Annotated in this window: 21 protein-coding genes; 10 read left to right on the top strand and 11 right to left on the bottom strand. The window is 61.3% G+C overall.

Annotation, left to right across the window (positions count from 1 at the left end; all coding sequences use genetic code 11):
* Window positions 1-16: 16 nt before the first annotated feature.
* Complete coding sequence (locus tag GKO01_RS09515) at window positions 17-226, top strand: helix-turn-helix domain-containing protein (RefSeq protein WP_099286879.1); 210 nt, start codon at window positions 17-19, stop codon at window positions 224-226.
* A 36-nt stretch (window positions 227-262) separates the two neighbouring features.
* Here GKO01_RS09515 and carB read toward each other — a convergent pair whose 3' ends face one another.
* Together carB and carA are read right to left on the bottom strand one after the other, a co-directional pair.
* The gene (gene carB / locus GKO01_RS09510; RefSeq protein WP_099286878.1) at window positions 263-3,517 is read right to left on the bottom strand and encodes a carbamoyl-phosphate synthase large subunit; all 3,255 of its coding nucleotides are present in this window, start codon (window positions 3,515-3,517) and stop codon (window positions 263-265) included.
* A 3-nt stretch (window positions 3,518-3,520) separates the two neighbouring features.
* Window positions 3,521-4,915: a glutamine-hydrolyzing carbamoyl-phosphate synthase small subunit gene (gene carA / locus GKO01_RS09505; protein WP_099286877.1), complete on the bottom strand. Its 1,395-nt coding sequence runs from the start codon at window positions 4,913-4,915 to the stop codon at window positions 3,521-3,523.
* A 260-nt stretch (window positions 4,916-5,175) separates the two neighbouring features.
* Here carA and GKO01_RS09500 point away from each other — a divergent pair, with 260 nt between their 5' ends.
* Together GKO01_RS09500 and GKO01_RS09495 are read left to right on the top strand one after the other, a co-directional pair.
* Window positions 5,176-5,631 (top strand): GatB/YqeY domain-containing protein, encoded by a 456-nt coding sequence (locus GKO01_RS09500; protein WP_062033210.1) that lies wholly within the window; start codon window positions 5,176-5,178, stop codon window positions 5,629-5,631.
* A 130-nt stretch (window positions 5,632-5,761) separates the two neighbouring features.
* Entirely contained in the window at window positions 5,762-6,712 is a 951-nt protein-coding gene (locus GKO01_RS09495; RefSeq protein ID WP_099286876.1) for a cation diffusion facilitator family transporter, read from the top strand.
* A 49-nt stretch (window positions 6,713-6,761) separates the two neighbouring features.
* Here GKO01_RS09495 and GKO01_RS09490 read toward each other — a convergent pair whose 3' ends face one another.
* Window positions 6,762-7,133 (bottom strand): hypothetical protein, encoded by a 372-nt coding sequence (locus GKO01_RS09490; protein WP_099286875.1) that lies wholly within the window; start codon window positions 7,131-7,133, stop codon window positions 6,762-6,764.
* A gap of 205 nt (window positions 7,134-7,338) precedes the next feature.
* Between GKO01_RS09490 and dnaG the strand changes: the two genes are divergently transcribed.
* The 7 genes from dnaG (at window position 7,339) to GKO01_RS09455 (ending at window position 14,804) form a co-directional block, all read left to right on the top strand.
* Entirely contained in the window at window positions 7,339-9,186 is a 1,848-nt protein-coding gene (gene dnaG / locus GKO01_RS09485) for a DNA primase (protein WP_099286874.1), read from the top strand.
* A gap of 165 nt (window positions 9,187-9,351) precedes the next feature.
* Complete coding sequence (rpoD, locus tag GKO01_RS09480) at window positions 9,352-11,310, top strand: RNA polymerase sigma factor RpoD (RefSeq protein WP_099286873.1); 1,959 nt, start codon at window positions 9,352-9,354, stop codon at window positions 11,308-11,310.
* A 21-nt stretch (window positions 11,311-11,331) separates the two neighbouring features.
* On the top strand, window positions 11,332-11,907 hold the full coding sequence (locus GKO01_RS09475) for a GNAT family N-acetyltransferase (protein WP_174694277.1): 576 nt from the start codon (window positions 11,332-11,334) through the stop codon (window positions 11,905-11,907).
* Window positions 11,908-12,066: 159 nt separating this feature from the next.
* Window positions 12,067-12,549: a 30S ribosomal protein S6 gene (gene rpsF, locus GKO01_RS09470; RefSeq protein WP_099286872.1), complete on the top strand. Its 483-nt coding sequence runs from the start codon at window positions 12,067-12,069 to the stop codon at window positions 12,547-12,549.
* 5 nt (window positions 12,550-12,554) lie between these two features.
* Entirely contained in the window at window positions 12,555-12,845 is a 291-nt protein-coding gene (rpsR, locus tag GKO01_RS09465) for a 30S ribosomal protein S18 (RefSeq protein ID WP_099286871.1), read from the top strand.
* Window positions 12,846-12,855: 10 nt separating this feature from the next.
* Window positions 12,856-13,446 carry a 50S ribosomal protein L9 gene (rplI, locus tag GKO01_RS09460; protein ID WP_099286870.1) on the top strand — a complete coding sequence of 197 codons (591 nt, stop codon included), beginning with the start codon at window positions 12,856-12,858 and terminating at the stop codon, window positions 13,444-13,446.
* 140 nt (window positions 13,447-13,586) lie between these two features.
* Window positions 13,587-14,804: an SAM-dependent methyltransferase gene (locus GKO01_RS09455; protein ID WP_099286869.1), complete on the top strand. Its 1,218-nt coding sequence runs from the start codon at window positions 13,587-13,589 to the stop codon at window positions 14,802-14,804.
* 9 nt (window positions 14,805-14,813) lie between these two features.
* Here GKO01_RS09455 and rsmA read toward each other — a convergent pair whose 3' ends face one another.
* From rsmA to GKO01_RS09415, 8 genes are read right to left on the bottom strand one after another with little or no spacing between them, the layout of a single operon-like run.
* Window positions 14,814-15,632, bottom strand: coding sequence for a 16S rRNA (adenine(1518)-N(6)/adenine(1519)-N(6))-dimethyltransferase RsmA (rsmA, locus tag GKO01_RS09450; RefSeq protein WP_099286868.1), 819 nt, complete (start codon window positions 15,630-15,632; stop codon window positions 14,814-14,816).
* Window position 15,633: 1 nt separating this feature from the next.
* Complete coding sequence (locus tag GKO01_RS09445; RefSeq protein WP_099286867.1) at window positions 15,634-16,992, bottom strand: peptidylprolyl isomerase; 1,359 nt, start codon at window positions 16,990-16,992, stop codon at window positions 15,634-15,636.
* A 2-nt stretch (window positions 16,993-16,994) separates the two neighbouring features.
* Window positions 16,995-19,319, bottom strand: a complete 2,325-nt coding sequence (locus GKO01_RS09440) for an LPS-assembly protein LptD (protein WP_099286866.1) — start codon at window positions 19,317-19,319, stop codon at window positions 16,995-16,997.
* Window positions 19,319-20,509: an LPS export ABC transporter permease LptG gene (gene lptG, locus GKO01_RS09435; RefSeq protein WP_099286865.1), complete on the bottom strand. Its 1,191-nt coding sequence runs from the start codon at window positions 20,507-20,509 to the stop codon at window positions 19,319-19,321. The genes GKO01_RS09440 and lptG overlap by 1 nt, the downstream gene beginning before the upstream one ends.
* Window positions 20,506-21,675, bottom strand: a complete 1,170-nt coding sequence (gene lptF, locus GKO01_RS09430; protein ID WP_099286864.1) for an LPS export ABC transporter permease LptF — start codon at window positions 21,673-21,675, stop codon at window positions 20,506-20,508. The genes lptG and lptF overlap by 4 nt, the downstream gene beginning before the upstream one ends.
* A gap of 57 nt (window positions 21,676-21,732) precedes the next feature.
* Complete coding sequence (locus GKO01_RS09425) at window positions 21,733-22,230, bottom strand: hypothetical protein (protein ID WP_099286863.1); 498 nt, start codon at window positions 22,228-22,230, stop codon at window positions 21,733-21,735.
* Between the two features lie 2 nt (window positions 22,231-22,232).
* Entirely contained in the window at window positions 22,233-23,258 is a 1,026-nt protein-coding gene (locus GKO01_RS09420) for an L-threonylcarbamoyladenylate synthase (RefSeq protein WP_099286862.1), read from the bottom strand.
* A complete protein-coding gene (locus GKO01_RS09415) occupies window positions 23,255-24,052 on the bottom strand; it encodes a 3'(2'),5'-bisphosphate nucleotidase CysQ family protein (protein ID WP_099286861.1) in 798 nt (265 codons plus the stop codon). The genes GKO01_RS09420 and GKO01_RS09415 overlap by 4 nt, the downstream gene beginning before the upstream one ends.
* Window positions 24,053-24,090 lie beyond the last annotated feature (38 nt).

The raw sequence follows: 24,090 nt of genomic DNA, 5'->3' as shown, positions 1-24,090 counted from the left end.
GAACGAGGCTCTCTGAATGCCCATTGCCATTAATCTGGATACGCTATTGCGTGAGCGCGGGATGACCCTGACAGAACTGTCGGAACGGGTCGGGCTGACTTTGGCGAACCTGTCTATTCTCAAAACGGGAAAGGCCAGGGCCGTCCGGTTTTCAACGCTAGAAATGCTGTGCCGTGTGCTGGAGTGTCAGCCGGGCGATATCCTCGGATTTTCCGAAGAGGAATAGCCCCGTCGAGATGATGTCCCGACGGGGATGCTCCTGTTAGAATGTACCCTTGAAGTACGACTGGAGCGGGGCGACGCCCAGATCGTCTTCCTTGAGGACTGCGATGGCATAGGTCGCCGCACGGGCGCCTGCGATCGTGGTGTAATGCGGGATCCCCATGGTCAGGGCACTGCGACGGATCTCGTAGCTATCCTGCGCAGCCTGACCGCCCTGTGAGGTGTTGATGACCATCTGCACGTCGCCCGAGCGGATGGAGTCCACGCAGTTCGGACGTCCCTGCATCACCTTGTTCACGCGCTGTACGGGAATACCGGCAGCTTCCAGGCGGGATGCCGTGCCACTGGTGGCGAAAATGCTGAAACCCATGGCGACCAGCTTGCGAGCGAGAGGCTGGACATGCGCCTTGTCGCTGTCGCGGACGGACAGGAACACAGTGCCTGCAAGCGGCAGTGTTACGCCAGCGGCAAGCTGGGACTTTGCAAAGGCGCGCTCGAAGCTGGAATCCAGCCCCATGACCTCACCCGTGGACCGCATTTCCGGGCCGAGGATCGTGTCGGCATTGGCGAAGCGGTGGAACGGGAACACCGCTTCCTTGACCGCGACATGTGGAGAAACCGCACCGCCATCGAGCTTGAACTCGGTGAGTTTTGCGCCTGCCATGACGCGCGCGCCGATCTTCGCAACCGGAACGCCTGTTGCCTTGGCGACGAACGGTACGGTTCGCGAGGCGCGGGGGTTCACTTCGAGAACGAAGACTTCCTGATCCTTGATGGCGTACTGGACGTTCATCAGGCCGCGGATGCCCAGTTCGCGGGCCATGGCTTCGGTCTGCGAGCGCAGTTCCGTTACCAGTGCCGGGGAGAGCGTGTAGGGCGGCAGGGAGCAGGCGGAGTCACCGGAGTGGATGCCGGCTTCTTCGATATGTTCCATGACGCCTGCGACATAGACGTTCTCGCCGTCGCAGATGCAGTCCACGTCTGCTTCGATGGCGTCGTTGAGGTAGTGGTCGAGCAGGACGGGGCCGGTCGAGACTTCGGGGCCGGCGGCGCGCAGGACTTCGTTGAGGTAGCGCTTGAGGCCCGGTTTGTCATAGACGATTTCCATCGCACGACCGCCAAGGACGTAGGACGGGCGGGCGACGACCGGATAGCCGACCTCTTCCGCGATGGCTTCGGCTTCCGCCGGGCTGCGGGCGATGCCGTTGCGGGGCTGGCGTAGGCCGAGCTTGCGCAGCATGGTCTGGAAGCGCTCGCGGTCCTCGGCGCGGTCGATCGCGTCCGCAGGTGTGCCGAGGAGGGGAATCCCGGCGTCTTCAAGGGCGCGGGACAGCTTGAGCGGGGTTTGGCCGCCATACTGCACGATGCAGCCCAGAACCTTTCCACCCTTTGCTTCGGTACGGATCAGGGCGATCACGTCCTCGGCGGTCAGGGGCTCGAAATACAGGCGGTCCGAGGTGTCATAGTCGGTTGAGACCGTCTCGGGGTTGCAGTTGACCATGACCGTTTCGAAACCGGCTTCGCGCAGAGCGTAGGCGGCGTGGACGCAGCAATAGTCGAACTCGATGCCCTGACCGATACGGTTCGGGCCGCCGCCGAGAATGATGATCTTGTCGCGGTTCGTCGGGCGGCTTTCGCATTCCGGCGTGCCGAACCCGCCTTCGTAGGTGGAGTACAGATAGGGCGTGTCGGAAGCGAATTCGGCGGCGCAGGTGTCGATGCGGCGATAGACCGGCGTGACAGCCAGTTTTTCGCGCAGTTCTGCGACATCCGTGACGCTCTGGCCGGAAAGGCGGGCGAGCTGGACGTCCGAGAAGCCCTGAGCCTTGAGGCGGCGCAGGTTGTAGGCGTCCGTGGGCAGGCCGTTCTTTTCGATCTCGCGTTCGGAGGCCACGATGTCTTCGAGTTGGCGGAGGAACCATGGCTCGAACTTGCAGGCTGCGTTGACCTGTTCGACCGACAATCCGGCGCGGAGGGCCTGTGCGGCCATCAGGATGCGCTCGGGGCGCGGTTCGGCCAGAGCGGCGAGATAGGCGTTGTGCGAACCGTCGCCGGGGGCTTCGACCGGGTCGAGGCCGGTGAGGCCCGTTTCCATCGAGCGCAGGCCCTTTTGGATAGCTTCGGCGAAGGAGCGGCCCACCGACATGGCTTCACCGACCGACTTCATGGACGTCGAGAGCAGCGCCGGGGAGCCGGGAAACTTCTCAAAGGTGAAGCGGGGGATCTTGGCGACGACATAGTCGATCGTCGGCTCAAAGGAGGCCGGGGTCGTTTTGGTGATGTCGTTCTTGAGTTCGTCCAGCGTGTAGCCGACGGCCAGCTTGGCGGCGATCTTGGCGATCGGGAAGCCGGTGGCCTTCGAAGCGAGCGCGGAGGAGCGCGACACGCGCGGGTTCATCTCGATGACGACCAGACGGCCATCGGCGGGGTTGACGCCGAACTGCACGTTGGAGCCGCCGGTTTCGACGCCGATCTTGCGCAGGCACGCGATCGAGGCGTCCCGCATGCGCTGGTATTCCTTGTCGGTCAGCGTCAGGGCGGGGGCGACGGTGATGGAGTCACCGGTATGGACGCCCATCGGGTCGATGTTCTCGATGGAGCAGATGATGATGCAGTTATCCGCAGTGTCGCGGACCACTTCCATCTCGTATTCTTTCCAGCCGAGGACGGATTCTTCGATCAGGACTTCTGTCGTGGGCGAGGCATCGAGGCCGCCTGCGACGATCTGGTCGAACTCTTCACGGTTATAAGCAATGCCACCACCAGCGCCACCCATGGTGAAGGAGGGGCGGATGATGGCGGGCAGGCCAACATCGGCCAGGGCCGCGCGGGCTTCTTCGAGCGTATGGGCGATGGTGCTGCGGGGGCTTTCGATCCCGATCTCGTCCATGGCTTCGCGGAACTTCTGGCGATCTTCCGCGCGGTCGATGACTTCCGCGTCCGCGCCGATCAGTTCCACGTTGTGTTTTTTGAGGAAGCCGGACTTGTCGAGCGCCATGGCGGCGTTCAGGGCTGTCTGGCCACCCATCGTCGGCAGGACGGCGTCGGGCTTTTCCTTGAGGATGATGCGCTCGACGAATTCCGGGGTGATCGGCTCGATATAGGTCGCATCCGCCAGACCGGGATCGGTCATGATGGTGGCGGGGTTCGAGTTGATCAGAATGACCCGATAGCCTTCCTCACGCAGGGCCTTGCAGGCCTGTGCGCCGGAATAGTCGAATTCGCAGGCCTGTCCGATGACGATCGGGCCAGCGCCGATGATCAGGATGGACGAAATGTCTGTCCGTTTGGGCATGGCTCAGGCTCCTGCTTTAGCGCGACGGTCCATGACCGCGACGAAACGCTCGAAAAGATAGAAACTGTCAGACGGGCCGGGGCTCGCCTCGGGGTGGTACTGGACGGAGAAGGCGTCCTTCGTGGTCGAGGCGATGCCTTCGTTGGAGCCGTCGAACAGGCTCACATGCGTCACCTTCACGTCCGTAGGCAGGGACTTTTCGTCCACTGCGAAGCCGTGGTTCTGGCTGGTGATTTCCACGCGGCCGGTCTCAATGTCTTTGACCGGCTGGTTGGCGCCGCGATGGCCGCGTTCCAGCTTGTAGGTCTTGCCGCCCAGCGCCTGTGCGAGAAGCTGGTGGCCGAGGCAGATTCCGAAGACGGGGACGTTCGCGTCGAGCACTGTGCGGATGGCGGGGACGGCATAGGTGCCGGTTGCGGCCGGATCGCCGGGGCCGTTGGAGAGGAACACGCCTTCGGGCTTGAGTTCCAGAATTTCTTCGGCGGTAGCCGTGGCGGGCAGAACGGTGACGTCACAGCCGGCGGTCACGAGGCAGCGCAGGATGTTGTCCTTGGCGCCATAGTCCATGGCGACAACGCGGCGACGGTTTTCGGTTCGGGCCGGGCGGGTGGTTTCCCACACACCCTGTGTCCAGACGCGCTTGGGCTGCGTCACCTCTTTGGCGAGGTCCATGCCTTCGAGGCCGGGCCACTGGCGGGCGCGGTTCAGCAGGCTGTCCGTGTCGATGCGGCCGTTTTCCGGGAAGGCGAGAATGGCGGTCTGGGGGCCGTTGTCGCGCAGGGTGCGGGTGATGGCGCGGGTATCGACGCCGCTGATGCCCGCACGGTTGTGTTGCTTCAGCCATGCCGCGAGGGGGTCATGCGAACGCCAGCTTGCAGGGGCGGTGATGTCTTCCTTCACGACGGCACCGAGGGCAGCCATTTTCGGGGCCTCGTTGTCATCGGCATTGGTGCCGACATTGCCGATATGCGGGAAGGTGAAGGTCACGATCTGTCCGGCGAAGGACGGGTCTGTCAGGGTTTCCTGATAGCCGGTCATGCCGGTGGAGAAGCACAGTTCACCGACGGCGCCATCGGTGTGGGCGCCGAAGCCGCGACCCCACAGGACTGTCCCGTCTGCAAGGACAAGGGCGGCGTTGGCGCCGGGAGGGCAGGGATTGGACACGTCCGTCTCTCTTTCTTGTTCTTGCTGGGCTTGTTCTTGTGGGGGTTGAGGTGCGGTGAGATCCGCTGTCAGATCCTGAAGGGCGATTCCCGGTACGCGCAGCAGGGCTGGCCAGTGTTTGGTGGGGACCATGCGGGACTGGCGCCATTTGCGCACGGCCTCCAGTCCGACGCCGGCGAGAGCGGCGATTTCGTCCGCGCCTCCGGCTTTTTCAATGATTTTGTCGATGTCCATGGTCGCCCCGTTGCTGGCTGCCGGATGTACTCTGGAGGCTCTGAATAAGGGATCGGCAACGGAATGGGAAGTTTTTTCCCACTGCGTGTTGTGCATGCCGGGAGGGGGTGGGAAGTTTTTTCCGAATGGCTCGTTTCGTGCGTTGGAAGGCTGTCGGATTGTTGCAAACCGGCTTTTGTGCGATTTTGCCGCCATTCACGGAATGAGGGACGGCTCGCCGAGGGAATTTCCTGCGGGCTGTCCGATAAAGGAGAACGGCGATGTCGCTTCGCAAGCAGATCATGGATGACCTCAAGACGGCGATGAAGGCCGGTCAGTCCGAGACGGTGGCGCAGATCCGCGGGATCACGGCCAAGATCAAGGATCTGGATGTCGCTGCCCGTGCCAAAAGCGCCGAGGTGACGGATACGGACATCATTTCCGCTCTGCGCTCCATGATCAAGTCCCGCACGGAATCCGCCACGATGTATCGTGAGGGTGGCCGTCCGGAACTGGCGGAAAAGGAAGAGGGCGAGATCGCCACGATCAAGTCCTACCTGCCGCCGGAACTCGATGAATCTGCGCTGAAGGCCGGGATTGCCGAAGCGGTGCAGAAGACCGAAGCGGCGGGCATGAAAGACATGGGCAAGGTCATGGCCGCTCTGAAAGAGCGCTTCGGCGCAGATCTGGACCCGGCGAAGGCCAGTGCGTTGGTGAAGGCCCATCTTTCGGCCTGATCGATCGTTCAAAAGCCTATAATGCAGAAAGCCGCTCCTTCGGGGGCGGCTTTTTTTGTTGGAACGGACGTTTGACAGCGGTGCGTGGAGGTCATCACTCTGATGTCCGGATTTTACGAATGAGGCCAGAATGTCCGCAGGTGGTTCAACGAAGGTCGTTTTCATTGCCCTGGGGGTCAATTTCGGAATTGCCTGCGTGAAGGGGGCCGCTGCGCTGCTGACCGGTTCGGCGGCTATGTTGGCGGAGACGGTTCATTCGTTTGTCGACTGCGGCAACCAGATCCTGCTGCTGGTGGGGATGAAGCGGGCGGCGGCTCCGGCGACGAAAGAGCATCCGCTGGGATATCACCGGGAGCTTTATTTCTGGACGCTGGTTGTGGCGGGGGCGCTGTTTGTCGGGGGTGGTGTCGCGTCCCTGCATGAAGGTTGGGAGAAGGTTTGGCACCCCTCGGCGATGGAGCCTGTTCATGTTCTGGGGCATGTTCTGCCCGGCTGGTGGTTGAACGTGGCCATTCTCGGGATTTCGGGATGTCTGGAAGGGTACGGTTTTCTGGCAGCCATGAAGTCCCTGCCATCGGGCAAGGGATCTTTGTGGACCATGATCCGGCGCAGTACCGATCCGGGACTGTTTGTCGTGTTGTTCGAGGACGGCGCGGCGCTGGTCAGTCTGGTGATCGCGCTGGTCTTTACCGTGCTGTCCGTTGTGACGGGATGGCATGTGCTGGATGGTGTCGCATCGCTGCTGATCGGGTTGGTGCTGGTGATCGTGGCGGTGTTGCTGACGAACGAGACGCGCTCTTTGCTGGTCGGAGAGAGCAATCCGGAAATTGACGCCTATGTGCGCAAGGAGGCGATGAGGCTGCCGGGCGTGGTCGGGGTGAATGAGGTTGTGACTGAAACGCGGGGGCCGGGGAGTATTATCGTGCTGCTGTCTCTGGACTGGGAGGATACGTTGACGGCAGGTCAGGTCGAGCAGGGCGTGTCAGCACTGGAGCGGATGACACGGGCGCGGTATCCGTCGGTCATGCGGATGTATGTCGAGGCACAGGATCACAAGGATGGTGTGCCGGTTCCGATCTGAAACCAGAGCAGGCCGGCCTTTCTTTAACGAAAGGCCGGTGCAGGATGTTTTACTCGGGCTGTGCCGGAGCCGGTGCGGCTGGTGCAGAGTTTGCAGGTGCGGTGTTATGCATCTGGCCGGGGCTGGTGGAATGTTCCACGTCATAGGCCGTGGCTTTCTGTTCGTAAGAGCCCTTGGCGCCCGGATGTTCCTGATCGTACAGAGCGGCCTTGGCCCGGGCTTCCTTACGGTAACGGTGACGCACATACATGCCGGTCACGCAGCCGCCCATGGCGCCCAGAAAGCCATGATGATTGGCGACATGGCCACCGACGGCACCGGCGGCCCCATATTTGAGGCATCCGCCCGGTTCGGCCTGCGCTGTTGTGAGTGACGTTGCCAGCAGGCCCGTTGCAGCTGCAAGCATCAGGTACTTTTTCATGAACGCTTCCTGTTTTTCAAAGCTGCTGGAGCACCCGGCAGCAGAGAGATGGCCTTAAGCATGCCTTAACCTTGTATCCTGAACAACGGGCGGTGCGATGTGACGGATATGGATTTCGGTGGAAAGTTTCCTTTAAACAGGAGCGCTGGCGCTGTATGCGCTCGGGAAACTTTTCTCCAACGCTCATGAAAGGCTCTTTCTGCCCATGGCAATTGATCCGGCCTTTCTGGATGAATTACGGAACCGGACGCCGCTTCCGTCGCTGATCGGGCGGCGCAACAAGCTGGTGAGGTCCGGGCGGAACTGGAAAACCTGCTGCCCGTTTCACGGCGAAAAAACGCCGTCCTTCTATATTTATGACGATCATTTCCATTGCTTCGGCTGCGGTGTGCATGGAGATGCGATTTCTTATGTGATGCAGAGCGAAGGGCGCAGCTTCCCTGAAGCCGTCGAACAGCTTGCCTCTGAAGCCGGGCTTGAGGTTCCGAAAGCGGATCCGCGGACCGAGGCGCGTGCGCGGGAAGCACAGTCTCTTGGGGATGTGCTGAATCTTGTGCAGGAGAGCTATCGGCGGCGTCTGTATCGTCCGGAAGGGCGGGAGGGGCTGGCCTATCTGCGTGGACGGGGCCTTACCGATCAGACGATTGAGCGGTTTGGTCTGGGGTGGTCGGGAGACGGACGGCAGCTGCTGGATGAACTGCGACCGCATGGTGTGAACGTTGAGATGCTGATCCGTGCGGGTGTGATGCGGGTCGATGAGCAGGGGGCGCCGAAGGGGGAACTGTTCTTCAACCGTGTGACGTTCCCGATCCGGGACCGGCGGGGGCGGATGATGTCCTTTGGTGCGCGGACGCTGGGAGACGGGCAGCCCAAATATCTCAACGGTCCGGAGACGGCGCTGTTCTCCAAGCGGCGGACGCTGTTCAATCTCGATCTGGCGCGGGAAGGCGTGCATCGTGGGGCGGATCTCGTGGTGGTCGAGGGGTATATGGACGTGATCGCCCTCGATCAGGCCGGGTTTGGCGGGGCGGTCGCGCCGCTGGGCACGGCGATGGGCGAGGAGCAGCTTGAACTGCTGTGGCGCATGTCGCCGTCGCCAATCCTGTGTCTGGATGGCGATGCGGCGGGCGCCCGGGCGGCGCTGCGGGTGTGTGAGGTCTCGCTGCCGCTGCTTTCGCCGGAACGCACGATCCGTTTCTGCCGACTGGATGCGAAGGACGATCCGGATAGCCTGATCCGCAGTCGTGGCCCCCGAGCCATGAAGGAGGCGCTGGCAGGCGCGACGTCCATGGCGGAGGAACTGTTCGGGCTTCTGACGGCGGGGCTGGTCGATCCGGGGCCGGACCAGCGGGCGGCGCTGCGGGAGAAGCTGGTGACGTTATCGAAGCTGATCCCGGACCGCTCTCTGGCGTCGGAATATCGCAGTACCCTGCTGGACATGTTCTTCGAGCGTTTCAGGCGGAAGAAAACTTTCCAGCGCAAGGCCGGAGAGAGTCTGAAGCTGTCCACACAGGCTCCGGGTGCGATGCGCGATGTGGAGTCGGGTAATGTGGAGCGGCTCAACATCATGACGACGATGCTGCTGCTGCATCCCGATATCCTTCCGGAAGTGGAACAGGCCTATGCAGGGCTTTCTCTCTCGTCGGATCTGGATCGTTTGCGCTCTGCGCTTCTGGACTGGTCCTGTCAGGAAGAGGGGCGCGATACCCTGACGGAAGAAAGCTGCATGGCGTGGCTTGAAGAGCATGGGCTGGCGGATCTGGCGGGGGCGCTGAAAAGCGGACCGCTGCCGCGCGGTGTGGGGGACGGGAAGGTCCGGGATGAGATCCTGAAGGTGGATGTCATTGAAAGCTGGTGGCATTTTTATGCTTTGGTCAATTTCCAGACCTTCGAGCGCACTCTTGAAGAAGACGTGACCAAAGCTGTTGTGAATGGTGACATGGAGTCTTTTGTGGATGAGACTGGTCAGAGTGGGTTGCGCTTTCCCAGTGCGCTTATGACCCGGCTGCGGGTACGCGATGCTCTCAAAAGCGGAGAGAGAGTCGGAGAATGAGCGCTTGATGTGATGTCGGGATCACCTGCGAAGAAACGAATGCGAAACGATTTTTATTCCCGAAAGGTTGCATTCTTTGGGGCTGCAATCTTGACTTCGGGCGAAGGATCGACCACCTGCACGCTGCCGGATTGCTAACTCGCGGCGGAGTTGACGGAGAGACGAATGGCGACGAAAACAGCCTCTGGAACGGATCGGAACGCGCAGGAACAGGAGGGGGATGCCACTCTCCTTGATACGCAGTCCGCTGCCGTCAAGCGGCTGATCGCCAAAGGGCGTGAACGCGGGCATATCACTTTTGATGAACTGAATGCGGTCCTGCCGCAGGACCAGATGTCTTCCGAGCAGATCGAAGACGTCATGGCGGCCCTGTCGGAAATGGGCATTCAGGTCCTTGAGAACGAGGATCAGGAAGAAGCCGAAGGCGCTGCCGAAAAGGAAAGCGAAGCCGAGACCGAGGAGGCCGAAGGCCCTCAGGGCGGTAACGTCGATGCCGAGGCCGCCAGCCGCACGGATGATCCGGTCCGGATGTATCTGCGTGAGATGGGTTCGGTTGAACTGCTTTCCCGCGAAGGCGAAATCGCGATCGCCAAGCGGATCGAGGCGGGTCGCGATGAGATGATCGGCGGCCTGTGCGAGAGCCCGCTGACGATTCGCGCCATCATTTCCTGGCATGAGCGCCTCAAGGACGGCGAGATGCTCCTGCGCGACATCGTCGATCTGGAGGCCAGTCAGGGCGGTGGTCCCGATCCGGACGCGGTTGAAGGCGAAGAAGGCGATGAGGCGTCCGAAGAGGACGACAAGGCCGAGGACGAGAACGAAGAGGGCGACGGCGAGCAGCAGGAAGGCAGTGGCCTGTCCCTGTCTGCGCTGGAAGAGAAGCTGAAGCCGGAAATTCTGGCCCGTTTCGAAGCCATCGAGCCGCTGTATCACAAGCTGCGCAAGATCCAGATCAAGCGTATTGAAGCCCTGACGGGTGGCGAGGATCACTCGGACAAGTCCGAGCAGACCTATGAGAAGCTGCGTCACGAGCTGGTCAGTCTGGTTGAGCAGGTGCATCTGCACAACAACCGGATCGAGGAACTGGTCGCGCAGATCAAAATGCAGGTTCAGAAGCTGAACGGCGTTGAAGGCCGGATGATGCGTCTGGCCGAGAGCTGCAAGATTTCGCGCGATGACTTCCTCATCAAGTATCGCAGCCGCGAACTGGACCCGACCTGGCTGGACAGCATTTCCGCGCTGCCCGGCAAGGGCTGGAAAAACCTGACGACCAAGCACATGGACCAGCTGCGCAACCTGCGTGGCGAGATTGCGGCTCTGTCGCATGAGACGGGTCTGCCGGTTGGTGAGTTCCGTCGCGTTTATGCGACCGTTTCCCGTGGTGAGCGTGATTCTACGCGCGCCAAGAAGGAAATGATCGAAGCGAACCTGCGTCTGGTGATCTCGATTGCCAAGAAATACACGAACCGTGGGTTGCAGTTTCTGGATCTGATTCAGGAAGGCAATATCGGCCTGATGAAGGCTGTGGACAAGTTCGAGTACCGTCGCGGCTACAAGTTCTCGACCTATGCGACCTGGTGGATCCGTCAGGCGATCACACGCTCCATCGCGGATCAGGCCAAGACGATCCGTATTCCGGTCCACATGATCGAGACGATCAACAAGCTGGTCCGGACGTCGCGTCAGATGTTGCATGAGATCGGGCGTGAGCCGGCTCCGGAAGAGCTGGCTGAGAAGCTCGGTATGCCGCTTGAGAAGGTCCGCAAGGTCCTGAAAATCGCCAAGGAGCCGATCTCGCTTGAGACGCCGATCGGTGATGAGGAAGACAGCCATCTCGGTGATTTCATCGAGGATAAGACGGCCGTTATTCCTCTGGATGCTGCGATCCAGACGAATCTGCGTGAAGCCACGACCCGCGTTCTGGCGTCTCTGACGCCGCGTGAAGAGCGCGTGTTGCGGATGCGCTTCGGTATTGGCATGAACACGGACCACACCCTTGAGGAAGTGGGCCAGCAGTTCAACGTCACGCGTGAGCGTATCCGTCAGATCGAGGCAAAGGCGCTGCGCAAGCTCAAGCATCCGAGCCGTTCGCGCAAGCTGCGCTCCTTCCTCGACGACAACTGAGCCGTCTGAGAGCGCGCGGCAATGTTGCCGGACTGGCTCAGGCCGAAAGGGGCATCCACCCGTCTTGCGGTGGATGTCACTTTTCTGGAGACGTGTTCTTCCCGACCCTCTCCGGTGCTGCCTGAAGGGTTTTCCCTGTCGCGCATGACGGGGGACGAAGCTCTTCCGCTTTACCGTTTCCTGTATTCGACAGTCGGGCAGGAATACTGCTGGTGGATGCGCCGGTCGATGCCGGATGCGGAATTGGGAGAAATCCTTCACGATCCTGCTGTCCATTTCATGGTTCTGCGTGACAATAGTGGCGAACCGGCTGGTTTCTATGAGCTGGATCTGCGGCAGGGTGGGGATGCCAATCTGGCCTATTTTGGCCTTCTGCCGCAGGCGATGGGGCGTGGGCTGGGTCGGGCGCTTCTGGACCATGCTGTTGCACGGGCGTTCGGGGCGGGAAGCTGGCGGCTGAGGGTCAATACCTGCACGCTGGACCATCCCAATGCGCTTCCGAATTATCGTCGGGCGGGATTTGCAGTCCGGCATGTTGTGTCTGAAACATGGGACGTTCCGGACGAATATGTGCCGGAAAGACTGAGGCGACTCTGAGTTAAGACTTGCTTTTGGGGGCTGTGCGTGATTAATGCCGCCTTTCCCTGCCGGGCGATGTGGCATCGCGCCGGCTATACCCGCGCCCTGTAACATGGGCCCTGTTTCCGGCATGGGTCGGAGCCAGTTGCGGGTTGACCCAATCCGAAGGGAGTCTTCATGCCATTGTATGAAAGCGTGCTCATTGCACGTAATGATGTGTCGCAGGCTCAGGTGGAAACCCTGGTCGAGACCATCGAAACCCTGCTCACGGACAACGGCGGTTCCATCCAGAAGCGCGAGTTCTGGGGCCTGCGTTCCCTCGCATACCGCATCAAGAAGAACCGCAAGGGCCATTACGTCCTGCTGGGCCTTGACTGCACCCCCGACACGCTGCGCGAAGTTGAGCGTCAGCTCGGCCTGAACGAAGACGTGCTGCGCGTCCTCACGCTGCGCGTTGACGAGATCGACGAGAACCCCTCTCCGGTTCTGGCTCGCAAGAGCGACGATCGTGGCGATCGCGGTAACTTCCGTGGCGGCTCCAAGCCGGCTGGTCGTTTCGAGAGCGGCCGTGGCGGTCCCCGTCGCAGCAGCGAAGACCGTGAAGAATATCGTGCACGCGGCGAGCATGACGATGTTCGCGAGACGGCTGGAGCGGAGTAAGAATTATGTCTGACACCATCACGCCTGATGCAAACGAAGTGAACCCCGCTGCCCGTCGCACGGCAGTTGGCGCACGTCGTCCGTTCTACCGTCGTCGCAAGTCCTGCCCGTTCTCCGGCGCCAATGCCCCGAAGATCGACTACAAGGACGTGCGTCTGCTGAGCCGCTTCCTTTCCGAGCGCGGCAAGATCGTGCCGAGCCGCATCACGGCCGTTTCGGCCAAGAAGCAGCGTGAGCTGGCACAGGCGATCAAGCGCGCCCGCTTCCTCGCCCTGCTCCCCTACGTTGTGAACTGAGGAGAGCATCATGTCCCAGACCGCACTGATCCTGCTGCAGCGGGTCGAGCATCTCGGCCAGATGGGCGACCTGGTGCACGTGAAGCCGGGCTATGCCCGTAACTTCCTGCTGCCCCAGGCCAAGGCCATGCGCGCCACGGTTGCCAACAAGAAGCGTTTCGAAACCGAGCGCGCCCAGCTTGAGGCCCAGAACCTCAAGAAGCGCGAAGAGGCCGAGCGCCTTGCCGAGCGCATGCACGAGCTGTCCGTTGTTGTCATCCGTCAGGCTGGCGACAGTGGCAGCCTGTATGGTTCCGTCAGCACCCGCGACATCGCGGTTGCCGCTACGGATGCCGGCCTGACGATTTCGCGTCAGCAGGTTGTTCTGGCACACCCGATCAAGCAGCTTGGTCTGACGGAAGCACGCGTTGTGCTGCATCCGGAAGTGTCCATTCCGCTGACGGTCAACGTTGCCCGTTCCGCTGAAGAAGCCGAGCGTCAGGCTCGTGGCGAAGAGATCGGCGTGCAGGAAGAGGATGAGAACATCCTTGGTGACCTGCAGGCTGAGAACGCCGCCGAAGAGGCTGCTGCCGAAGCTGCCGAGGCATCGGAAGAAGCGTAAGGCTTTTACCGCTGATCTTGGTTTTAAAGAACCCGGCCGGGAACACTCCCGAGCCGGGTTTTTTTATGTCCATTTGACTGGCAGGATACAACTACAGGCCCGCTGAGGCTTTTTCCTGGTATTGGAATCAGGAGATCGGAATGAAGCGAATTCTGGATTTTGTCTTGCGGAAATTCATTCAGACGGGACGCCTGCGGGTCACATTCAGCGATGGTATTGTCCGGACCTATCGCGGATCAAAGCCGGGACTTGAGGCGGGTCTGCATCTTCGGACCAAGCGGGCCGAGCGGGCCCTGATCGTCAATTCCGGTCTCGCCTTTGGTGAAGAATACATGGCGGGCAGTATTGTGCCCGATGGATGTACGCTTGAAACGCTGTTGACGGTGCTGATGGAGAACATCAACAGCCATGGTCATGTCTTCGAGGAAATCGAGGACCGTCTGCGGTATGTCACCCGGGCCTGGAAGACGCTGAATTCTCTCAAGACATCCCGAAGCAATGTGGCGCATCACTATGATCTGAACGGCGCGCTGTACGATCTGTTTCTTGATAAGGACCGGCAGTATTCCTGCGCGTATTTTGAGCGTGAGGACATGACGCTGGAGGAGGCGCAGATTGCCAAGAAGCGTCATATCGCGGCCAAGCTCAATCTGGATCGTCCGGGGCTGGAGGTGCTGGATATCGGCTGTGGCTGGGGTGGCATGGCGCTGACACTGGCGAAGGATTATGGCGCACGGGTTCTGGGAATCACGCTGTCACGGGAACAGCTTGCTGTGGCGCGGCAGCGGGCGAAGGATGAAGGGCTCGACGGGCAGGTCCGGTTTGAATTGATTGATTATCGCAACCTGCACCAGCAGTTTGACCGGATTGTTTCGGTGGGCATGTTCGAGCATGTGGGGCCGCCGCAGTTCGAGGCTTTTTTCCAAAAAGTGAAGGTCTGTCTCAAGCCCGATGGCGTGGCGCTGATCCATTCCATCGGACGGATGGACGGGCCGGGAACGACCAATCCCTGGATTCAGAAATATATTTTCCCCGGCGGTTATTCACCCGCTCTGAGCGAAACGCTGGCAGCGATTGAGCGATCAGGGCTGTGGATGACGGATTGTGAAGTGTTGCGTCTGCATTATGCGCGAACGCTGGCGGAATGGCGTAAGCGCTTTGACGCCAACCGTGAGAAGATCCGGGCGCTGTATGACGAGCGGTTTGTTCGGATGTTCGAGTTCTATCTGGTGGGAGCTGAGCTGTCGTTCCGGGTGCAGGGGCACATGAATTTTCAGCTTCAGCTGACCCGGTCGATTGATGCCGTGCCGTTCACGCGCGATTATATGTTCGAGCGTGAACGGGCGGGTGCGGGTTAATAAGGGGTTCTAGCGGCTGGCGAGATTGAGTTCCGCCAGCCGTGCGAATTCAGCGACCGAGAGGGTTTCGGCGCGGCGGGTCGGCTCGATTTCAGCTTTTTCCAGCAGGCGTTCGCCTCCAATGGATTTCAGCGAGGAGCGCAGCATTTTGCGGCGTTGTCCGAAGGCGGCCGCCGTAACCTGCTCCATGGCGCGGAACAACTGTGGGGAGGGCTGCTCGGCATGTGGGATAATGACGGCCACTGCGGAATGGACCTTGGGGGGCGGTGAGAACGCTCCGGGCGGAATGCGCAGGGCGACCGAGCAGGAGGCGCACCACTGGGCCAGAACTGCGAGGCGCCCGTAAGCTGAACTCCCCGGCTCTGCGCAGATCCGCTCGGCGACTTCGAGCTGGAACATCAGGGACAGCCGTTCCCACTGCGACGCCTGTCGCAGCCATCCCACAAGGAGAGGGGTGGCGACGTTATAGGGTAGATTGGCGATAATCTGGCGTGGTGCCGGAGCGAGGGTGGCGGCATCCAGTTTCAGGGCGTCCTCACGGACGACGTGCAGGCGGTCCGGATAGTAGGTCGCTAATTCGTCCAGAAGGGGCCAGGCGCGTTCGTCGATTTCCACGACATCGACGCGGGTGGCGGGCGTGTCCAGCAAAGCGCGGGTCAGGCCGCCGGGACCGGGACCGATTTCGACGACGCTGCGGCCTGTGAGGTCGCCGCCAAGGGCTGCGATCCGGGCGCAGATGCCCGGATCAAGAAGGAAGTGCTGGCCGAGGGATTTCTTGGCATCCAGACCATGGATCTGGATGGTGTCGCGCAGTGAGGGAAGGGACACGTCAGTTGGTGGCCTTGGCAGCAGGACGCATGTCGATGATGGCGCGGCGCTGAAGATCACGCTGAAGCTGGCGTGAAGCCTGTTCGACATGCTCGTTCATGAGCTGGTCGGCGATTTCGCTCGGGCTCTGCTGTGCCAGATTTTTTTGTTGCCGGTTGCAGACCATGAGCAGGGCGATACCGTCCATCGAGACCAGCGGACGGCTGACCTTGTTCGGCGGCAGCGATTCGAGGACTGACTTCATCTGCGGCATCAGACGTTCCAGAATCTGCGATCCGGGATTGCCGGGGCGCTTTTCACCCAGAGACTTGTTGAGCGCTTCCATGGCGTCACAGCTATGGACGGTCTGAACGGCGGCTGTGGCTTTCTGCAAGGCTGCGCGCTGCTGTTCGGTCGGGTTCTGCGGGTTCAGGGGGGCGTCGAACGGGAAAAATGCCTGTCTCAGATCAAGCTGGGTGCCCATCTGTTTGCCGACCACGCGCTTGGCCTGAACGGTGGCGATCACGAAGCCGCCTGCGACCTGAATCGGGTTAGAGATGGCGCCGATCGGCATCTGGCGGACGATGTTGACGACCTGCGGATCGAGGTTGTCTTCCTGCACCCAGCCCATGGAACCACCGTCGAGAGCAGACTGGGCCTGAGAGAACTGCGCGGCCACGATCGGGAACGGTGCGCCCTCGCGGAGCTGGGAGATGATGGTTTTGGTGAAGGCGAGTTCGGCTTCGTCATGGCGCGGGTCGGCGACGGGAACAAAGATTTCGCTCATGAAATACTGCGGGCGTCCCTGTTCCGCCTGAAGCGCCTGTTCGCGCTGGCTGATTTGGGTGGCGGTGATCCGGCCTTCTTCGCCAAGCTTTTCACGCAGAACCTGCATCCAGCCGATCTGGACGCGGATCTGGTCGATCAGTGTCGTGAGCGAGACGCCGTCCGAAGCCAGGCGGTTGCGCAGGGCGTTCTTGGGCATCCCGTTGCGCTGCTCGATATTGGCGATGGCGCCTGCGATCTGATCCGGCTCCACGTTGATGTGGCGCTTGAGAATTTCCTGCGTTTTCAGGCGTTCGTCGATCAGCTGATGGATGATCTGGCCGCGCATGCGCCCCATAATTTCCGGGCTGATGGGCAGACCAGTCGAAAGCACGAACAGCTTTGCGCGGTTGTCCACGTCACGCTGCGTGAGAACCTGTCCGTTGATGACGGCCAGAATCTGGTCTTCAGGGGGCTTGACCGGTGCTGCGGCCTCTTTGGTGGCAGCAGGTTTCGTGGCCGCCTTGTGGTGCGGGGCGGCCATGGCCGGGAGAGTGGCCGAGAAAGCCAGAAGGACAGCCAGGGCCGTGGATGCGGTGCAATGGGTCTTGGACATGCTCAACCGTTGATTCCGAAGGTGCCGATCGTCTTGAACGTGAAGTTGAAGAGGATGGTCTCGTTACGCTGTTCGCCGCCGATACGGGTGTATTGTTTGATATACATGATATCCAGCCCGAAACAGTCATTGGAATAGCCGATTGTGCCCCCGTTGGCGACGAACTGTTTCCGGGACAGGCTGCGACGGAAGAAACCTGACGCATGGTAATTGCGCCAGTGGGTGGAGAAACCGCCTGTCACTTCGCTGGTTTTGACCAAATAGGGAGCGTTGGGGCCGTTTTGGCGGAAATCTGTTGCGTAATAATAATATGGCGTGACGGGAGCATAGACGTAGCCGCCTGTCAGGCGGAACATCGGAACGCCTGTGCTGATCAGGCCTTCGCCGTAATCGAACTGGTGGGTCCAGGGATTATATCGACCGCGGGCTGTCACATCGACATACTGGTTCGGGCTGACACGCAGGCGGGCCACCGGGTCCGACAGGTGATGGTCGAGGCCGGAATAGGGCAGGCGGTTATGGTCGATATGCTGCTGGAAGCTTTCGCCGACGAGCATGTCGATTGCATGGCCGTTCCATGACCAGTTCTGATGGATGCCCACATTGGCGCGCAGGCCACCATCAAGGCGGTCGGTTCCGAGATAGCGGTTAAGGGAAAACAGCGTCGTGTCCGTGAACTCGTAGGACAGGCTGTCTTCATTAGGCAGGTGGCGGTTCTGCGAATTGCCGGTGTTGGGCGCGGCGATGATCTGGGCGATGGGTTCCAGGATCTGCGAGCCATGGCCTTTGGCGAAGCTGCGCAGGAACGGCCAGTTCATCCGCAGGGCGATGGTCGGCTGGACCTGTCCCACGAGATGGTTGCCGCCTGCGTTCATGTAATAGGTCGGCTGCTGGTAGGCCTGCGTGGCGTGATAGACCATCGAATCGATCCGCGCCGTCAGCAGGAACTGCTGGCCGAGTTTGTTGTGGAACGGACGATCCCATTGGATGGCCACCTGACCACGTTGATCGTTGATGCCGTTCTTTCGATACAGGTTGAAGTCGGTCGTCTTCACACTGAGACGGCCGCCAAACATGTCCGGCTGTCCCTGAAACGCATAGGTCAGTCGCGGTAGCGCCCAGGGCAGATCGGAGTTTCGGATGACGCCCTGGTTCAGGCCCTGATAGGCCTGCCCGTCGAAGCGCAGATACGAGCCGACGCCGTAACCTTCGAGGAACAGGTTGGAGTTCAGCATTTCCTGACCGTAGCCGGGAACGCGGTAGTCGCGCATGTAGTTGGCGGAACTGGCGACGTTGATGTTGGCGCCGAGCTGCCAGTTGCGATTGAGAGCGAAATTGCCCCGGCCGAACACATAACCCTGAATGCCGTATTCGTTGGACGAACCGACATTATCGCCGAACGTGTTTGTGTAGCGGCTTTCGTCGTGGGTATCGTAGGCAACGCCGCCGGTCACGTCGATCGCGCCGAAGTTGAGGCGGTTGCGGTACTGCGCAGTCAGTTCCGGGCCGGTCTTGGTGGAGACGAGGCCACGGACCGTCAGATCCTGATGTTCGTCGATCGCCCAGAAATACGGCAGTGTGAAATACGTGCCGAGATAGCGGTCATGCGGGCTGATGCCCGGCATCAGGAATCCGCTCTGGCGCTTCACGGACGGGTCGGTCATGGAGAAGAACGGGAAGTAGAAGACCGGCAGGCCGAGCATCTTGAGCCATGCGTGATCGAATTCGAGCCGCTTGTGCTGTACGTCCTGTGTCGCGTCGAAAGCCTGAAACTGCCAGAACGGCGGCAGGTCGGGGTTCTTCTCGCAGATTTTGCACGCCGTATAGACGGCATGCGTCAGGTCGTTCAGCATCCCGTTCGTGCGGCGCATGCCGTTGCCGGCCAGCTTGGCGTTGTCTTCCATGCGGATATAGATGCCGCTGCCAATGCCGTCGTGCATGCCATGACTGAACTCGACATAATCGGCGTAGGTCGTGCTGCCGTCGGGTTCTACGACCGCGACATGGCCCTTTGCCGACAGGATGCCGGTGCTGCGGTCATAGGTCACGCGGTCCGCGCGCATGGCGTGGTCGCCTTGCCAGACGCGCACGTTGCCGTCCCATGTGATCAGGCCGTTCTTCGCATAGCTTTCGCTATCGGCGAGATAGGTCAGGGGATCGGTCTGGGATGTGGGCTTTCCGATGACGATGACATGGGAGTTGTCGCGCTGCATCGTGTTGGCAGACATTTTCTGCGGCGCTACGAGCGCGGTTCCAGCCATCAGTGTGGCACCGACGAACGAAGCGCGTCTGCGGGCGCGTGCTGGGAGCCACAGGGGCACCGTCATCAACCATCCTCCATGTGCAGCAAAAGCGCCACGGCGAGGCAGAGCCCCGCACCCGTCGGCGCCCATGCCGCAAGAACCGGTGGCAAGGCACCGGATTCACCAAACTGTTCGGCCACTTTCGAGATGGTGAACAGCGCAAAGCCTGCGGCAATTCCCGATCCCAGCATCCGGGCCACGCCGCCGCGCCGTGTCGGACGCATCGAGAAGCCTGCGGATACCAATGCCATGGTCCCGGCCAGAATGGGAAGGGCCAGCAGCGACTGGAAATGAAGTCTGTGTCGGATCGAGGGGAATCCCGAGCGTTCCAGAAGGCTGATGAACCCCGGAAGTGCGAAGACTGACAGCGTGTCGGGGGAGGCAAAACTTTCCTGCACACGACCGACTGTCAGGTCGGATGGCAGGGTCATGTCGCCGATTTTCTGGGGTAGGTGATCGGGGTGCAGCACAGAGGTGTCGTGCAGGAGCCACTGATGATCGCCTAGACTGCCATTGGGGGATTCGACACGCAGGATCAGACGGTCCCGGTCATCGAGGCGGAAGATCGAAACGCCGGAAACGTTCAGTGCGCCGTTGACGAGATGAACATCCTGCGCGTGCAGGATCGCAACGCCGTGGGGGACCAGTCCGTCATCGGATTGTCTGAGCCACAGGGCGCCTCCGTTGAGCGTCAAGGGGCCTCCGCCAGTGCGGAGATAGGTCTGATCCAGCATTTCGGCGCTGCGGAACATGCTCGACGACAGGGCGGAAATACCGGTTGTGGTCAGTAGCCCCGTCAGAAGCGCGCAGGCCAGAGGGCTGGCGAGGAACTGCCAGGCGGAAATACCGGCGGCGCGGGCGACGATGAGTTCAGACGAGCGCGTCAGGCGCGAAAAGCAGACAATCCCCCCCAGCAGGATTCCGAAGGGCAGGACATAGATGATGTAGTACGGCACATGCAGCGCCGCGATTTTGACGACGAGGCTGGCCGGGACATTGGGCCGTGTGGCCGCTCGGCGCAGCAGGTCGATGAAATCGAACAGCGAAACCAGTCCGGTCAGCGCCAGCACCATGGACAGGGTGCTGAGCATGAACTGACGGGCGATATAGATGGCCAGTGTTGTGGAGAAACCGGCATGGTCGTCGCGGGTGCTGAAAACCTGAAAGAGCGAGGTCAGCCACAGGCCCAGTCTCGGGGAGGCGATACTTCTCATCGGGAGGCCTCTGGTGAGGGCGTCATGGGAACGGGCTGTTTCACGCTTCCGGTCCATTGTTCGAGGAACAGCAGGACGGCGCAAACGACTGCGGGCAGGAGGGCTTCAAGCCAGATGAGCGGCACCAGCGCCAGATGCCGCCCGGCGAGATTCTGGAGCATGAGCGAGAGGGCCAGCAGTCCGACGACGGTGAGGATCGCGGTCAGGGGGCGAGTGATATTGCCATGGCGGGAGAAGGCACCGCGCAGCACTGTCACCAGCCCGATCATGGCAAAAGACAGGGCGGTCAGCGGAGAGGTGAGCCGTCGCCAGCCTACGACGATATTCTTGCCGCGATCGCGTTCGGACACTTCATGGGGGTCGGGATGGAACAGTTCGTGGAGAGACATCTCGTCCGGGTCGCGGTCTTCGTGGCTGTTCCGGCGTCCTGATGTCAGGTCAATGGTGTTGCGTCCGAAGATCAGGACATTCAGTCGCCCGGTATGATGGTCGATTTCCTCGCGCGAACCGTCGTAGAGAACGACGCGGGGCTGGTCGTTCACCACGACCATGGTGCCGCGCTCGGCGAGGATCGTGGTGTGGGAATCGGGGTTGCGGTCGTCTTCGACCAGAACGCCATGAAGCTGGCCGTCACTGGTCCGTCCGCGGACATAGACTGTCATGTCACCCGAAAGGCTGGTGAAGACGCCGTCCTGAAGTAGGAAGGCTGCCATGCGGTTGCGGATCTGGAATTCGTAGCGGTGAAACGCATGATAGGACACGGGCGCGAGCCACAGGGTCAGAACATAACATAGCGCCACGGAGAAAAACGCGCAGAGCAGCCCCGGTCTGGCCAGTTCCAGCGGAGAACGCCCGGCGGCGCGCATGACGGTAAGTTCCCGGTCTCCGACCATGCGCTGATAGGTGAACAGCACGACGAGGAATGTCGTGATGGGAAGAATGACGGCAATGAACGTCGGGAGCATCAGCGAGGTAAGCTGGATGAACACGCGCAGGGACAGGCCGTGCTGAACCACCATCGAGACGAAATGCAGCGACTGGGTCAGCCAGATCAGGGCTGTTGCACCTCCGGTCAGCGCCAGCAGGGCGATGAGGAGCTGACGGAGGATGTAGCGGTCGAGCAGAGGCAGGATCTGCCGCCCGGAAGTACCGGAGGATGAGGCCATAACCCTTCATCTATCCCTAGCGCGTGGCGGGAGGAAGGCGAAAAAACGAAACAGTTTTTATCGCAGATAGGTCGCCCGGTCGATGACTGCCCTTGTCGTTGTCAGGCTGTGATAGAACTGGGTTCCGGCAATGCCGACCAGAAGGCCCGCGCCTGTTGCAAATGCCAGGGCAGCATATCGCCAGGGTTTCTGCAAACGGAAGGTCGCCACTTCCACTTGAAGCAGTCCCATGTCCATCTGGCATCGCCCCAGTCGTGACTGGGCTGTGCGGGTATCGCTTTCGCTTTGACTGAGACGGCGTTCCAGATCGCGGACGCGATCACGTAGTCCCTTTTCGCGGGCGATGACGTTTTGTGGGGAGACTGTTCCAATCCGTGTGATGAACAGGTTTTTCAGTGCGCCACCCGTGACGACGTCCCGCCGGGCCATCTGGCGGATCCGTTCCAGAGCCGTGGCGGCGTGGCCCGGTTGCTCGTCCAGAACCAGCGCCAGAATGTCGGAAAGAATCTTGATTTCCCGTGGGTCGATGTCTTTGGGGTCAGGCGCACGAGCCATGTTCAGGACGGTGCCATGGTATCTGCGTGCGTCTCTGTGCGGGGTTCGGCCGCGCGGCGCAGGCGGTCACGGATCGCGAGGCCCAGTCCGTGACGAGGGATTGTCTGGGCCGCAATGGTTTTCAGGCCGCGTCGGCTGCCTTCCGCATCCAGAAAGCGTAGTCCGGCGAAGAGGCGGGCCGCTGCTTCTTCAAGATTGCCGCTTTCGCTCAGATTCCATGTCAGGCCCGCACCGGGGAATGGTCGGCCGAAAGCAAGTTGGGCTTCGTCAGGTGCAATGGAGGTCACGTCCAGCCTGACGGGCAGGCTGGGGGCGTAATGTGAGGCCAGTCTGCCGGGGGAGGCGGGTGCGATTTCGGCGAAATCGTCCGGATGGCGGATTGGGCCGCAGAGATCGTTCAGCTCTTCGAGCGTGACCCCGCCCGGACGCAGAAGAACCGGCACGTTCCGGGTCAGGTCCAGAACCGTGCTTTCCACGCCGATGGAGCAGGGGCCGGAATCCAGAACTGCGTCGATCCGGCCGTCCAGCGAGCGCAGGACGTGGAACGCGTCGGAGGGGCTGACGGTGCCCGAAACATTGGCGGACGGTGCGGCAACCGGCGCACCGACTTCGCGCAGGAGTGCCAGTGCCGTCCGTCCGCGAGGGACACGCAGGGCGAGCGTGGAGAGCCCGGCGGCGGCGAGATCTGAGACGGTCGAGTCAGGAGAGCGGGGGAGCACCATCGTTAGCGGGCCGGGCCAGAAGCGCTCGGCCAGCGTATGGGCGATTTCTTTCATCCTGCCGCTAAGGGATGCCTGTGCGAAGGCGCTTTCGGCATCGGGAAGATGGCTGATGAGGGGATTAAAGCGCGGGCGCCCCTTGGCGGCGAAAATCCGGGCGACAGCGGTGTCGGACGAGGCGATGGCCCCAAGGCCGTAGACGGTCTCGGTACCGAAGGCGACCAGCTTTCCGGCTTTCAGAAGCTCCGCCGCGCGGCGGATGCCCTCGGGTGTGGCTGTCAGGCGTTCGGTATACGGCGTGTCGCTCAAGATGCACCTCCCGTGCAGTAAAAGGACGAATTCAGTCGGCCCGGCTTGCCATAGCGCAGGGGCTGGCCGTCCGCGTCCAGAAGGGCGCCGCCTGCCGCTTCGAGAATGGCCTGCGGGGCGGCGGTGTCCCATTCCATGGTGGGGCCAAAGCGCGGGTAGAAATCCGCCGATCCCTCTGCGACGCGCATGAATTTGACTGAAGAGGACAGTTTGTCGATGGACGCGACTTTCCGTCCTGCGAGCCAGCGGTCCAGCAGTTCCGGGTCGCCATGATGGCTGGAGGCCAGCACGCGCAGGCCTTCGACAGACGGTATTGCGGTCTGGATCGGGGTGTTGTGGGTGCCGTCCCAGCGATGCGCCCCCAAGCCCTGACCACCGCTATAGATCAGTCCGTAACCGGGAAGCGCCACAACGCCCAGAACCGGACGGTCATGGCGGACGAGGCCGATATTGACCGTAAAATCCCTGCCACCCGACGCAAAGCCCCGCGTGCCGTCCAGCGGATCGACCAGCCAGTAGGCGTCTCCTGCGGTGATACGGATCCCGGCAGAAATTTCTTCCTCGCCGATTGCGGGAATGGATGGGCAGGCCGCACGCAGACCGGAGAGGATGTGATGTTCGGAGGCATGGTCCGCTTCCGTGACGGGGGAGGCGTCGTCCTTGATATCCGTGCGAAAGCCGCGTTCGCGGATGGCGTTGATAATGTCCGAAGCTTCGGAAGCGAGCCGGAACGCCAGATCCAGCAGGGCGCGGTCATCGTTCGCGGGGACGGTAAAGGGGGAAGCGGAAGTCATTCTACCAGACTACTCCAAGATGGCTTTTGCGTCATGTG

The sequence above is a fragment of the Gluconobacter kondonii genome, assembly GCF_002723995.1.
Lineage (GTDB): Bacteria > Pseudomonadota > Alphaproteobacteria > Acetobacterales > Acetobacteraceae > Gluconobacter > Gluconobacter kondonii.
The sequence above is the reverse complement of the archived record's forward strand: the minus strand, read 5'-3'. Positions and strand labels throughout refer to the sequence as shown.